The organism is Paenibacillus sanfengchensis (assembly GCF_036864765.1).
Lineage (GTDB): Bacteria > Bacillota > Bacilli > Paenibacillales > Paenibacillaceae > Fontibacillus > Fontibacillus sanfengchensis.
In genome coordinates, this window is sequence record NZ_JBAGJC010000009.1 from 49,957 (window position 1) to 63,060 (window position 13,104).

At 52.5% G+C, this 13,104-nt stretch carries 15 protein-coding genes and 1 pseudogene; 3 read left to right on the forward strand and 13 right to left on the reverse strand.

Annotation, left to right across the window (positions count from 1 at the left end):
- Positions 1 to 14: 14 nt before the first annotated feature.
- Together V4U84_RS18825 and V4U84_RS18830 are read right to left on the reverse strand one after the other, a co-directional pair.
- On the reverse strand, positions 15 to 809 hold the full coding sequence (locus V4U84_RS18825; protein WP_334077717.1) for a sirohydrochlorin chelatase: 795 nt from the start codon (positions 807 to 809) through the stop codon (positions 15 to 17).
- Between the two features lies 1 nt (position 810).
- A complete protein-coding gene (locus V4U84_RS18830) occupies positions 811 to 1,101 on the reverse strand; it encodes a YerC/YecD family TrpR-related protein (RefSeq protein ID WP_334074991.1) in 291 nt (96 codons plus the stop codon).
- A gap of 247 nt (positions 1,102 to 1,348) precedes the next feature.
- Here V4U84_RS18830 and V4U84_RS18835 point away from each other — a divergent pair, with 247 nt between their 5' ends.
- On the forward strand, positions 1,349 to 1,855 hold the full coding sequence (locus tag V4U84_RS18835) for a hypothetical protein (protein WP_334077718.1): 507 nt from the start codon (positions 1,349 to 1,351) through the stop codon (positions 1,853 to 1,855).
- Positions 1,856 to 1,877: 22 nt separating this feature from the next.
- Here V4U84_RS18835 and corA read toward each other — a convergent pair whose 3' ends face one another.
- The 4 genes from corA to V4U84_RS18855 all read right to left on the reverse strand — a co-directional run bounded on the left by corA (position 1,878) and on the right by V4U84_RS18855 (position 5,904).
- Positions 1,878 to 2,837 carry a magnesium/cobalt transporter CorA gene (gene corA / locus V4U84_RS18840; RefSeq protein ID WP_334077719.1) on the reverse strand — a complete coding sequence of 320 codons (960 nt, stop codon included), beginning with the start codon at positions 2,835 to 2,837 and terminating at the stop codon, positions 1,878 to 1,880.
- Positions 2,838 to 2,927: 90 nt separating this feature from the next.
- Positions 2,928 to 3,917, reverse strand: a complete 990-nt coding sequence (locus tag V4U84_RS18845) for an inorganic phosphate transporter (protein WP_334074988.1) — start codon at positions 3,915 to 3,917, stop codon at positions 2,928 to 2,930.
- An 86-nt stretch (positions 3,918 to 4,003) separates the two neighbouring features.
- On the reverse strand, positions 4,004 to 4,618 hold the full coding sequence (locus V4U84_RS18850; protein WP_334074987.1) for a DUF47 domain-containing protein: 615 nt from the start codon (positions 4,616 to 4,618) through the stop codon (positions 4,004 to 4,006).
- A 212-nt stretch (positions 4,619 to 4,830) separates the two neighbouring features.
- On the reverse strand, positions 4,831 to 5,904 hold the full coding sequence (locus tag V4U84_RS18855; protein WP_334074986.1) for a DUF3048 domain-containing protein: 1,074 nt from the start codon (positions 5,902 to 5,904) through the stop codon (positions 4,831 to 4,833).
- A 144-nt stretch (positions 5,905 to 6,048) separates the two neighbouring features.
- Here V4U84_RS18855 and V4U84_RS18860 point away from each other — a divergent pair.
- A pseudogene (locus V4U84_RS18860) lies at positions 6,049 to 6,559 on the forward strand (DoxX family protein).
- Positions 6,560 to 6,594: 35 nt separating this feature from the next.
- Here the strand turns inward: V4U84_RS18860 and V4U84_RS18865 are convergent.
- The 3 genes from V4U84_RS18865 to V4U84_RS18875 form a co-directional block, all read right to left on the reverse strand.
- Positions 6,595 to 7,392: a DODA-type extradiol aromatic ring-opening family dioxygenase gene (locus V4U84_RS18865; protein ID WP_334077720.1), complete on the reverse strand. Its 798-nt coding sequence runs from the start codon at positions 7,390 to 7,392 to the stop codon at positions 6,595 to 6,597.
- Between the two features lie 110 nt (positions 7,393 to 7,502).
- Positions 7,503 to 8,330 carry an alpha/beta hydrolase family protein gene (locus tag V4U84_RS18870; RefSeq protein ID WP_334074983.1) on the reverse strand — a complete coding sequence of 276 codons (828 nt, stop codon included), beginning with the start codon at positions 8,328 to 8,330 and terminating at the stop codon, positions 7,503 to 7,505.
- 123 nt (positions 8,331 to 8,453) lie between these two features.
- Positions 8,454 to 8,669 (reverse strand): hypothetical protein, encoded by a 216-nt coding sequence (locus tag V4U84_RS18875; protein ID WP_334077721.1) that lies wholly within the window; start codon positions 8,667 to 8,669, stop codon positions 8,454 to 8,456.
- 260 nt (positions 8,670 to 8,929) lie between these two features.
- Between V4U84_RS18875 and V4U84_RS18880 the strand changes: the two genes are divergently transcribed.
- Entirely contained in the window at positions 8,930 to 9,628 is a 699-nt protein-coding gene (locus V4U84_RS18880) for a DUF1129 family protein (protein WP_334077722.1), read from the forward strand.
- Positions 9,629 to 9,791: 163 nt separating this feature from the next.
- Here V4U84_RS18880 and V4U84_RS18885 read toward each other — a convergent pair whose 3' ends face one another.
- The 4 genes from V4U84_RS18885 to V4U84_RS18900 are packed head-to-tail and all read right to left on the reverse strand — an operon-like array spanning position 9,792 to position 13,061.
- Complete coding sequence (locus V4U84_RS18885) at positions 9,792 to 11,174, reverse strand: erythromycin esterase family protein (protein ID WP_334074980.1); 1,383 nt, start codon at positions 11,172 to 11,174, stop codon at positions 9,792 to 9,794.
- Positions 11,175 to 11,197: 23 nt separating this feature from the next.
- Positions 11,198 to 11,962, reverse strand: a complete 765-nt coding sequence (locus tag V4U84_RS18890) for a hypothetical protein (protein WP_334074979.1) — start codon at positions 11,960 to 11,962, stop codon at positions 11,198 to 11,200.
- Entirely contained in the window at positions 11,959 to 12,660 is a 702-nt protein-coding gene (locus V4U84_RS18895; protein ID WP_416367273.1) for an ABC transporter ATP-binding protein, read from the reverse strand. Before V4U84_RS18895 ends, V4U84_RS18890 begins: the two co-directional genes overlap by 4 nt.
- Positions 12,661 to 12,689: 29 nt before the next feature.
- Entirely contained in the window at positions 12,690 to 13,061 is a 372-nt protein-coding gene (locus V4U84_RS18900; protein ID WP_334075128.1) for a GntR family transcriptional regulator, read from the reverse strand.
- Positions 13,062 to 13,104: the final 43 nt, after the last annotated feature.

A 13,104-nucleotide genomic window follows, 5' to 3' on the forward strand; every position in this document is an offset into this window, starting at 1 on the left:
AGCCCTGCCGCAGGCTATCTCTCCATTGATCCCATTATATTCAATATTTGCCCTGACATCCAGCGGGACAGAAAAGGATGAGGCAGCAAGGCCTCCCCGGAATACCTGAAGTTAAGTCCCGCAAGCCGGGACGGAATCGCCGTCTTCGTAAAATATCCCGCGCTCAGGAACAGCGGGGCCACCAGGACCGTGAGGCCGCGCTCCTCGCTCCAGTAGCCGACTTTCCGGCGCACGCTGTCCGGATTCAGCAGCGCGTAGTCCGCGTGGGCCAGCCCGCTAACCTCGCCCGTGTGGGCCGCCAGCGACGAAATTCCCCGCTCCCAGCGCTGGCGGAAGCCGTCATGGATGCTGCCGTGGCCAACCAGTAGCAGCACCTCGCGTCCAGGGTCCATAGACAGCGGCTTGACCTTGTCCCAGACCATTTCGGCAATCACCGGGTCGTCGTCGATCGGATCGCCAAAAAACACGCGTGCGGAGCAGCGGAGACGCTCCATGTCGGTCTCCTTCTCCGGCGTGTTCTTCACACCAAAGGCATAGGCAATTTCATCAATATGCGTGCTTCCGGATGAAACGAAGAGGGGGATTACGATCAAATCACTCACTCCCTGCGCCTCCAGCCGGTCTACTCCATCCTGGATCAGCCGTCCTTCCACCGTTTCAAGAAAGGCGGCCTCGATCGGCAATCCGTCCGGCAGCCCGGCCGCCGCGGCTGCGACGGCCTCATCGACCAATTCAACCCAATGAGGGTCGGGCGAGCCGTGGCTGATCACCAACACGCCAGCGCGGACAGGCTTGTCCCCGGTCATCATCTTATCGTCCCAAACGGTCCAGCGTCATTTTATAACCGTCGTTTCCGTAGTTCAAGCAGCGCTTGACCCGTGAAATCGTGGCGGTGCTGGCCCCGGTTTCGGCTTCGATCTGGTTGTACGTGTTCCCCTTGCCGAGCATTCTCGCCACTTCCAGACGCTGAGATAAAGATTGTATTTCGTTGACCGTGCATAAATCGTCAAAAAAGATATAACATTCCTCGATGGTCTTTAATGTAAGAATCGCTTCAAATAATTGATCAATCGTTTTATCGTTCAATTTCTTAAGCTGCACTAGATAATCATCCCCTACCGTTACTTAACCACAATCTCATTGTACCCGAGCGGAGTATCCCTTTTCAAGCATTAACGGTTTCACGCATCACAGAAAGAACGCCCAAATCCGGCGAACTCTTGTTCCACCGGGACATTCGTCTATACGCATTTGCCCCGGGGATCATAAAGTGTACTATCCAAATGCCTAAATCAGCGGAATTAACGGGCAAAACAAATCCCATTTTCTTAAAAAGGAAAGTGATATCATGCCACATTATCAACCTCCCCGCCGAAGTGCGACGCCGCCATCCTATTCGCCGTACACTTCGTTCTATCCGGGGATCAACCCCTATGAAGCCGCGGAGCTGCCGGCCAAAGCCGAGGCCACGGCGCTCGTGCCCTTGTCTCCCGGGTCGGTCACCCCGGTGAACGAGCTGCCCGCGGCGACGGAAGCGGCTTCCAAATCGTCCGGAGGCCTCTCCCTGCCCAATCTCGGAGACCTTAAGGGAATCATCGAGCGGCTGGGCGGTATCGAGGGCATCGTCGCCACGATGGGGAAAGTTCAGAAAGTCATGCAGACGGTGCAGCAATTCGCCCCCATGGCTAAAATGATTACCAGCCTCCTGCCCGGGCTTAAAGGCTCAAAGCAGAAGGGGGGAGGCGGCGGGCTTGATGAATACAAGCCGACCCGCCGGAAGAGCCGCAGCAAAAAAGGCCGAAAAGGCGCTTCCAGTTCCCGCGGCCGCAAAAAAACCGGAAAACGCCGCCGCTAACCGCAGGCGGCGTTTTCCAAACCTACTTGAACCAGCCCCGTCTGTGAAAGGCCAGAATCATCCAAATGGCGAGCACCGCCATCAGGCCCAACACGGCAAAATAACCGTAGCGCCACAGTAGTTCGGGCATATATGCGAAGTTCATGCCGTATATTCCCGCGATCAGTGTCAGCGGCATAAATACCGTGGTGATGACGGTCAGCGTCTTCATAATGCCGTTCATCCGGTTGGAGTTCAGAGAAATATAGGAGTCCCTTAAGTCAGCGGTCATTTCCCGGTCCGTTTCGATCATCTCCGACAGCTTTAGCAGATGGTCGTAAATGTCGGTGAAGTAAGCGCGCGGCTCCCGGTCCCCCTGGATATGCTCGGAATTCAGAATCCGGTACATCAGGTCCCGCATCGGCACGATTGTCCTCCGCAGCTTGAGCAGCCGCCCGCGCAGGTCGAACACCTGATTCATCAACAGTTCCACGGATTCGCTGCCTCCCCGATTTTCCAGTTCATCCAGTTCGTCTTCGACGGCGTATACACAGGGAAAATATTGATCCACCAGCGCATCGATGATCATGTACGCGGCCGCGTAAGTCCCACGATCCCATTTTCTCCGGTGTGCCAGGCGGCTGTCCATCCTCTCCCACACTTCATTGATTTCTATCAGATCGCGGTGATGGAACGAGACAAGACACTTGGCGCCAATAAACAGGTTCACCTCGACCGTACCGAGCGTATCCGGATCCAGGGCATGAAGCACAAGAAACTGGACGTCTTCGTAATAGTCCATTTTCGGACGCTGGAGAATATGCAGGCAATCCTCGATCGCCAGAGGATGAAAATGAAAGAAGGTATCCAGCTTTTCCGACTCTTCCGGCGAGGGCGCATTAAAATCGACCCAACTCCACACATAGTTCGAGCTTTGGATGTCCTCCAGCGAAAGCCCGCTCTCCACCCGATGATCCCGCGTAATCCCCATCACTCGTATCAACCCGCTCATCCTCCCTGGCAAACTTTTAGATAGTGAAAAAGCCAACCTGGACAGATTGGCTTTTCTTGATACTTTTTATGGAACAAGCCGTTAAAACAGCAGCTTATAAATCAATCCGGAAAGCACGGCCACGATCGGAATCGTGATCACCCAGGCGATAACGATTCGTCCCGCCAAGGACCAGCGAACCGCGGAGAAGCGTTTGGCCGAGCCGACGCCCAGGATTGCCGAGGTAATCGCGTGTGTGGTGCTGACCGGCAAGTGAAGCATCGTCGCGCCAAAAATAACCGAAGCGCCCGTAATATCCGCAGCAAAGCCGTTGATCGGCTCGATTTTGAAAATCTTCGTGCCCATGGTCTTGATGATCTTCCAGCCGCCGATGGAGGTTCCCAGCGCCATGGCCGTGGCCGCCGAGAGCTTGACCCACAGCGGAACTTCCATGTGGTCCTGGTATTTGGCGGTAACAAGTGCGAAAGTGATGATCCCCATCGCTTTCTGCGCATCATTAGTACCGTGGGTAAAGCTTTGAATGGCCGCCGTAACGATCTGCATCGTCCGAAAGCCTTTGTTGACCGTATGCGGACTGCGTCTTGCAAAGATCCATTTCAATATCATCATAATAATATAGCCGACAACAAACGCGATTACCGGCGATAGCAACAGGCCTTCGATGATAGTACGAAAACCGCTCCAATTGAGCTTATCCGATCCGGCCCCCACAAACACCGCTCCGGCGAGGGCGCCGATCAAGGCATGCGAGGAAGAAGACGGAATCCCGAACCACCAGGTGATGAGGTTCCAGATAATCGCCGCCAGCAGCGTAGCGATCAGCACCTCCAGTCCGTTATCCAGCTTGGCCGGATCGGCCACGCTGCCGCCGATGGTCTTGGCTACCCCGGTAAACATAATCGCCCCCAAGAAGTTCATGAGGGCGGCCATCAGAATCGCCGTCCGCGGCTTCAGCGCCCGGGTGGAGACAGAGGTCGCAATCGCATTCGCCGTATCGTGAAAACCGTTGATGAAATCAAACGCCAGCGCCAGTATGATAACGATGACAATTATAAGTAGACTCGTATCCATATCTTATTTGCACAGACCTTGGTTTCTCTATGTAAATCCGCGCAATTCCAACCTCCCGAAAATCGATTGTAAAACCAAAAGCGTGCTTACGAATTGCGCATAATAATGGATTCCAGCATATTCGCCACATGCTCGCAGGCATCCGTGGTCGTTTCCAGGCGTTCGTAGATCTCTTTTTTCTTGATTAACACAATCGGATCCGAGACCTTCGCAAACAGTTCCTTAATACAGATCCGCAGCAGTTCGTCGCCCTGGTTCTCCAGATCGTTCAGACGGATCGTATGCTCGCGGATAGCCAGAAGCTTCTTGTGGGACAGCAAATGAATCGCCTTTTGGATTTCATAAGCCGAGTTGCGGAGTATTTCCGCAAATTGAATAATATGCTCGTCCGGTTGACTTAAATGATACATAAAGAACCGGGATGTCGTCGCCTCCAGGCCGTCCATCACATCGTCCAACGTCGTCGTCAGGTTCATGATATCGTCGCGTTCAATGGGGGTAATAAACGTCTTGTTCAATTCGACAATAATCGTATGTGTGTAGCCGTCGCATTTGGATTCGAATTCCTTCATTTGCTTGGCAAACTGCTCAACATTCTTAAAGTCCGACACCTGCTGGGCAAAATAATCCGCCGAGTGCACGATCGTATCGGCCATGTTCTCCAAAGTTTGGAAAAAGATATCCTTTTTCTTCCCTCGCATTTGGGTTCCCCTTTTCTCTTTGTGCAATTTTTTTACACTCCTGAAACATTCCCTTAACACCTTGAATATCTTATCACAACTGATACGGCTATAGTAAATTTTGTCGCAAACATTTCACGTTCATTTGCTTATATTTACCCACCGGCTCCCATTCTTATCCTTTACTCGCCAAAATAAGCCATATCCTTCAAAATTCCGACTTAAATTCAAACCTACTCCACCTTAAGATGACTGTCGAAATCCGGCTGATTCGGCACAACATTGAAATAAGTCGTCCCCGGCGCAAGCGGAACCTCCCGGTTGTCCTTCACGAACCGAATGACATCATCCGGGCGGTGAATCCACTGCCCCCGGATCATTTTGCCGCGCTGAAACAGGATGGCTTGTCCACCCAGCTCCAAATCGACGGACAAGCGTCCCACGTCATCCATTATCTTGTGGTCCGCGCCCAGGACGACGACATTGGATGCGGTCAGCGTTTCTCCCGTCTCCAGATCGTTATGAGGGCTCCCGTTGATGTATCGTTTGTATAATTTGCTCCCGGCATCATACTCATAGGTCACTTTATAGTTGTCCAGCTGGAACTTGATCTCGACCGAGGTGGCGGGGTCTCCGGCAACAAGATCGTCCTCTTTAAGAAAAGTGTAAGCCGGAACGGAGGTATCTTCGGTCTTGTACTTGCGCTTGTCCGCCCCTTCCAGCAGCTTTTCCGCGTTGGAGTACAGATTGTGCGGAGCCTTTCGCGACTTGTCCCGCCAGAAAAAAGAACCCGCATTCGTGATCTCGTCGAGATCTTCCTTCTTCTCCCGCTGCAAAATCGCGTAGGCATCGTTGCTCGCCCCGGCATGGACCAGCACGCCGTGGTAGCTCTCGCCAAGCTCGATCATATACGGACGGATGCTGCGGATCGGCCCGATTTTGGCTTCGTCCGCGCGGCTGTGAAAGATCGAGACGAGCCGGGTGACCCCGCCCTCGGCCAGCACTTCGTACACGATATCGGCCCCACCGAGACCCGATTGCGGTCTGGCCGCGGGCGCATTATTGATCATGATCGCCAGCGGGCGCCGGGTCAGCGGTTCGTTCAGCGGCATTCCCGTAAGCGGCGCCGTGTAAGCCGGCGTAGCCGTTTCCTCGGAAACGGGAGGCGCTTCCTCCTCCGTGATCGTCTCGACCGCCGGTTCTTCCGCGGCGGGGGGGTTTTTGGCCGCACCGCAGGCCGACAAGCCAATCAGACAAATCGACAGCAACAGGAACACAAAACTCTTCCTTATCAGGTTTAAATTCATGATTCCTCCGTCAAAATATGTAATAAGTACTATTATACGTCGAACAAAGTCGGCGCGAAAAGAACTTTAGACGAATATGGCGTTATCGGATTATTGTTAAAATTTTAAATATAGGGTTTAATTAGTGAAAAAGGAGGAGTTACCGTGTTTGTAAACTGGCTGAGAAATAGTATGATTGCTTCCTGGCTTTTGGCCATCGTCCGGATCTATGTCGGATATCAATGGCTGACCTCGGGGTGGGGAAAAGTGACGGGAGGATTCGACGCAGGAGGATTTTTAAAGGCGGCTATCGAAAAGAGCGGCGGCGAGCACCCGGCCGTTCAAGGCTGGTGGGCTTCCTTCCTGGAGAGCTTTGCGCTGCCGGGGGTAGGACTGTTTAACATTCTTGTTCCTTGGGGGGAAGTTCTGGTCGGACTGGGACTTATACTGGGCTTGCTGACATGGGAAGCGGCGTTGTTTGGCATGATCATGAATTTCGCTTTCCTCTTCTCGGGGACGGTCAGCACCAACCCGCAGCTGTTGCTGCTGGAAATCTTTATTGCCGTGGCCGGATTTAACGCAGGAAGAATCCGGTCTCGACTACTTCGTCACACCGTTCCTGCGCCGCCGGGTTGGCCGCAATCGGGATTACGGCCATCCATCGGGAGCCAGGTAACCTTTCGGCAGGCTCCCAAATTTCGCGGCAATCGGTCAGCTTTCCGGCCGGTTGCCGAACACCCAGCAGTTCAGGCTGAGGCTGCCGTTCTGGTAAGCCTGAAACAGCTTCTCGGCTTTGCGGTCCGGATCTGCCGCCCCCATAGCGTACAGCAATGGAGCGAAATGTTCCGTCGCATAGGAAGGAACGGCATCCCGGGCATGGGGGGCCTTTTTGTCGTACTCGAACAGGTTGCGGAGATTCCAGGCGGTCAGCTGCTCCCCGATCCAATCGTCAAAAAGAGCCGCCCACGCTGCGGGAGCCGCCCCTTCTCCGGCCATCCGCCGCAAGTTATGGACGAGCCCGCCGCTTCCGATCAGCAGCACATTATCACGGCGGAGTTCCGCCAGCATTTTTCCGATCGCATATTGTTCCTCAGGAGAACGCTTCGAGTCTACCGATAGCTCCACCACCGGAATATCGCCTTCCGGATACATCGCCCTCAGCACGACCCAGGCCCCGTGATCCAGACCTCGTCCACGAACGGGCCGGGAGGGGAGATTCCCCGCGTTAAATCTGGACATGATCTCTTCGGCAAGCAGAGGATCGCCGGCGGCCGGGTAATGGATCCGATACATCTCCTCGGGGAACCCGTAGAAGTCGTGCATCGTCTGATGACGCTCATCCACGCTGACCAGTTGGACCGGAGAATCCCAATGCGCCGAAAAGATCACCGCGGCCCGCGGCCGTCTCAGCGTTTCGTACCCCAACCGCCTCAGGAATTTCGTATATTCATTCTTCTCGATAGCCAGGGTCGGCGACCCGTGGGCAATAAACAATGCAGGCTGAACCATCCCTCTACCTCCCGTAACAAGCCTTTCGTTTTAATTTCATTTTATCCCGAAAGGAAGTTATTTACCACTTTTACGGAAAAAGGGGATTAGTTCAGCCTGTCTTTTTGCCATCAGATCATCCAATGTTTCCAATCGTTCTGCTCGGCTTCCCGTCCGCTCAGCCATTCGCGCGTCTTGCGGATCAAAGGCTCCCGGGTCTCGCCGGAGGAGAACGTATGGTCCGCCTGAAAAATAATTTCCTTATCGCAGCGTCCTTCCGAACGCATCCAAAACACCTTCTGATATAAAAACGCATAATCGGCGGGAATGACATCATCGCTCGTCCCATGGACGACCAGCACATCGCCGGTGAATTTCACCGCTTCCTGCAGCGGCTGATACGCGCCCAGAGAATCGAAGAATACCGGGGTCAGCCCATAGCCCAAATAATCCGCCGAACCCTGCTCCACCGCGCGGTCATAGACCTTGCGTCCGGTAATATTGACGATATCGTTGAACGGATAGCCGACCGCGGACCACAGAATCAAGTTCTTCACCCGCCGGTCCCGAACCGCCGTGAGGAGCGCGACCATGCCCCCCAGGCTGTGCCCGATCAAAGATACGCGGGTCGGATCGATGTCTCCCAGTCCAAACGCGTAATCCAAAACGGCGCGCGTCTGGGCGATTAAAGAGTCCATACCCTGACTCCCGTACTCCCCGCTGCTCTCACCGCATCCGACATGATCGAACCGGACGACCAGAAATCCCGCTTCCGCCAACGAACGGGCCGTCTTGACGAAAAGGCGGTCAACGCCGATCCGGCTGCCGACAAAGCCATGGCAGATGACCACAAGCGGAACGCGTTCTTTGCAGCGGCTTTCCTGCACCTTCGCCGCCGCATAATGTACGCTTGCCGCAATCCGTTCTTCCCCATACGGTATGCTGATTTGCCGTTCCATTCCGATTCCCCCTGCCGATCATTAAATTAATTTTATTTAATTTAATTATTCCGATAAGTTTAATATGAATAATATTTAAGCCTATCTTAGCATCGGGGAAATTTGGTGTCAATCGCTTTTTGCCTATTGGTAATAAGACTGCAGGAAAAAGTTGCGGGTCTCCTCCTTCCCTTCCCACTGATCGGAAAAGCGCCCTTCTTGCATCGTTTCCTGCCCCGTCGTCTGCGCGCCCATCTCCAAATCCAGATTTTCGTCCTCGCCTACGACTTCTTCCAAGCTGCCTCTGGACTGGCTGTTTAATAAGTAGCGGCGCGTCAGCTCCGATTCAAACTTATCCATCCTTTCCTGCCTCCTTTACCTTTTTGCTGTAGTTTCGGCGCTGAGGACGTTTTTTTATTCCCCCTTCACCAAAACGTCAAAACTTGAATGGATTTTCTGTTGATTCTCCGGTCTCACCATCCAGGTCACATCCGAAGACCCTTGCATCCATGACAAATTTTGCGCTATACTTTTGCCGTACAAGACTGGGGAAAACCGGAAATTTAAATGCAAAATGGGAGAAATTAGAGAAATGGACAGCATGGGAGGAGAGGAAGCCCTTGTATATTCATGAAATGATTCATGAGACGAAGACGCTGAGACAGCAAATGACTCCGGAAAATGAAGCTTACTTCGGGGAAATGGTAAAGTACCTCCGATCCGGCAAAAGTTCTTTAACCGAGGCCAAAGGAGAAGAAGTACTGCTTGGATTAGCAAGGGAAATCATCAAAAACCAGTCTAAAGGCATTTCCGCGGAACAGCTCTACGGCCCCGAACCGACGGCTTACTGCGAACAGGTTGTGGAAGATGTCAACATGCGCAAGCCCCGCAGTACGAAAGAAAAAATCATGTATTACACGATGATCCCCTGGGTGGCTCTAACGTGGGTATTCTTCATATACATGATCACCGGTTTCTTCAGCAAATGGTTTGGCGGAGAGTTGGAGTACACTCTTATCAGCAGTGCATCGCTGCTTTTGATCGCCGGGCTTTCGATCGTTCTGGTCGAATTGGTCATCCGTTTTCTGGGCCCGGGCTCGCGAAAAAACAAAGAGGAAGCGTCCCAGACGTCCCCCCGCAAGTTTAATATCAAAGCACTCGGCATTTATCTGGCCATCGCGGTGGGCATCATCGCCGTCGGTGTTCTTCTGGGCCGTATCATGCCCTCGTTCACCGTATCGCCTTGGGATAGTCTGATCATCTTCGTCGTCGGCATTCTCGGACAGAAATTCATTTTCGGTCGCAGGCCGAAAGCGTAAGTCAACAAAATGAATAAGGGCTGGGAACGTCATTAGATTCATGACTTCCCAGCCCTTTTTGTTTTATCCCTATATAAGTAGAACTTAAGAATTACCCAATAGGCAAGAGTGTAAAATGATTCTGGAGAAGCGAAGCGTCAACTTGTATAGTTAACTTCCCGCCTTATTTCCCCGCTGACTTGACGGGGGTTGGTGCCTTCACCTTATCGATGACGATAATTCCGTCATACTGCTCCTTCGGTATGAACCGCATGACATTCGGCAGAACCTGATACGTGGTCAGCCCGTCCTCGGAAGCGTAGATCGGCCGGAACATCCAGGCATTTTGCGCATTCTGCACTTTATGCTTGCTCAAATCGATAAAGGAATTTGCGTAACCGCTCTGCATGATCAAGTGCTCGAGACTTCCTTTTGTTGCCGGCTTGATCGTAAACGGCTTACCTGAATCGAGTGTCACCGAAGAACCACGGTTCATATACAGCCCGATCACATACATTTTGTCCTTCAGCTTATGGTGCATCAGCTCGCCCATGCTTGTAAAGCTGTATATCCATTTTCCGTTGTCGTCCTTAACCCGCATTTTCGAAGTGTTTTTGGCCAAATGGTCATTATGGGCCCACAAAATCACCTTTTTTCCCGGGTACAGCGTCTTCATCACCCATTCCAGATTCTCCGTCATCAACCGGTCGCGGGAGGAATAGCCATCCTTAACGTCCTTCAACCCGCTCTCGAGAAAGGCGACATGATCTTTCAAGGACTTGAGAATAATTTCATCGATATGGGGTTGATTAGGAACAGCCGCTTTGATCTCGGCACGATGCTCCTCCACATATTTGATGGTTTCCTGATATTGCGGCACATATTTGTCGATCACGGCCTGCATTTCTTTTTTATAAACCGGATCCTTACTGAACATTGGGTATTTGTTAACCACCTCATACCAGTCAGGGATCGCCTGGAACTCCATTTGTGCGAAAGCTTTCCCTTTATCAAGGTCCAGTTTGGCGATCACTCCGCCAATGAACTGGGTCAGATAATAGCTCGTAAATTGATTGTCATACCCCGCCAGATACAGGGGATCGTCGCCCTTTCCCTGCTCCTTGATATAATTGAACAGCTCCAGGGTTTCTCTGGAATGCCAGGCCCCATGGATCGAACCCCCCATCATCTCCTCCGGAGTAAGGTAATCCCGGGTTTCGAACACAGCGGCCGCATCCCCCATTCCCGATTCAAAAGCGATCACATCAAAGCCCATCTCTTCGTGCAAAAATTTAATCAGCCTTGTTTTTACACTGCTGTACTCGGCCACACGGTGATAATTTTCCCCGAGGCTGACAACGGTTTTGTCCTTCAGCAGCGGCTTTAAAAAGGCGAGATCGCTATAATCCTCGGACTCCAGCGAGTTCAGCTTATGCGCGTTTTGCTGCAGCCATTGCTTCTGGCTCCCGGAGGCAGCCGCCGAGGCGTTTGCGGGTACCAGAAGCAGCGAGCAAGCCACAATCGCGGAAAGAATAGCGGTGGCCGTCTTTTTCAAACTCATTTTCATAATCTACATCTCCCGTGGTTTTATTAAATTTCCATTTTCTTGTGCAACAAATAAGTCATGGTGCAGAACATTACCCCCGCAAAAGCCGCCTCGTACAGGAAAGGAGCAAAGCTCATAAATTCAATGCCGCCCGTAGCTTGGGCCCCCGCGGCATCCGCACCGGCGCCGAGATGAAAAAAACCGATCCGCAACCTCGGAGGGTCGTTGTCCCCGAACAGCAGCCCTTCCAGCCACCCCATCACGCTGCTGATAATAAAAAAGGAAAGGATGGAGATCCAGGTTCCCGCTTTCCCCCGTACACTGATGCTCGCACCGATCGTGGTCGCCGCAAAAATGATCAGCAGCAGCAAAATGTAACCCCATGCCGCAGTCAAAGCGATCATGAACAAGTCCCTCAGGCCTCGGCTTCCCGACCCCATGAAATTGTGATAGGAAATATGGTTATTGTTGAAATATATAAATGCGTGTACGAGCGCGAAAGCGGCAACCACAGCCGCCGTCAGCACACCAAGCAGCAGAGAGGAGAGCACGGTCCAGGCCGGATGAACCGGCAAAAGCCTGCGATGGTAAGCTTTGATATTCGATTCGAACGTTTTACAAACAAGGATCATTGTGATAATGCCCGCGGCTACATAAAAAATAAAGGAAGAAATTATGATCACACTCGCATCCCAGTCCCTGATTTTTCCGATCATCGACAAGATGACTTGAGCCATGACCAGTACCGCCAGCAGACCCGAGAAGGTATTGGCATTACGTTTCCAATCGTATTTCAGCAGCTTCATCATTCCGTAAACACCTCTTTAAACATGTCGTCCACGCTTTTTCCGTGCTTGAGCCGCAGGTCCTCCACATCCTCCTGCAGCACGATCTCACCACCCCGGATAAATATAACCTCATCAAAAATCCGTTCGATATCCCGCACCAGGTGGGTGGAAATCAGCAGGCTGCTGTCTTCGCTGTAAAACTCGACGATCGCGTCCAAAATCTTCGTGCGCGCTACCGGATCAACGCCTCCGATCGGTTCATCCAGCAGGTAGAGCTTGGCTTTGCGGGACAGGGTGAGCGTAAGCTGCAGCCGTTCGTTCATCCCTTTGGACAGCGAACTGACCTTATCGCGCTCCTGCAGGTTCATAAACTCCAACATTTTGCGCGCCTTCTCCTCATCAAAATCGGCATAGAAATCGCGGCAAAACCCTACCGCGTCACGAACGCGCATCCATGACTCCGTTAACGGGCGATCCGGCATAAAGGATACGATCGCTTTGCTCGCCAAGCCTACCGGCGTGCCTAGTACGGAGACACTTCCCGCAGTTGCCGGAATCAGACCCGCGGCGATCTTCATCAGCGTGCTCTTGCCGCTTCCGTTAGTGCCCAGCAGGCCGATGATCTTTCCCGGCCCGAGCGTAAACGATACGTTATTTAACGCCCGCTTGGAATGATAGGACTTGGATACCCCTTCAAACTGCAGCAGATTTTCCACCATGTTCTGTATCTCCTTTGACTTGCCCGTTATCATCTTTCCTTTGAATCGACCGCTTCGGCGACGATAGCCGCAATATCCCGATTCGTAAAGCCCAGCTCCTGCATCCCGTGAATGAACCGGTCCAGCAGATCGCCGGCCATTTCCTTTTTAATCGTCATAATTTTTGCTTCCTCGCTTGTTACGTATCTTCCCAGACCGCGTTTGGTTTCCACGATTTCTTCACGCTCCAATTCCTGAAACGTACGCTGCACGGTGTTCGGATTGATTTGCAGCTCGGCCGCAAGTTCCCGCACCGACGGGATCTTGTCCCCGGCCTTTAGCCGACCGGTTACGATTTCCCGCTTGATGTAATTCATAATTTGTATATAAATCGGCAGGTTATTGTCGAATTCCATGGTCACAATCGGCTCCATCCTTTCCGCCGGTATTCGGGCTTCATAATTA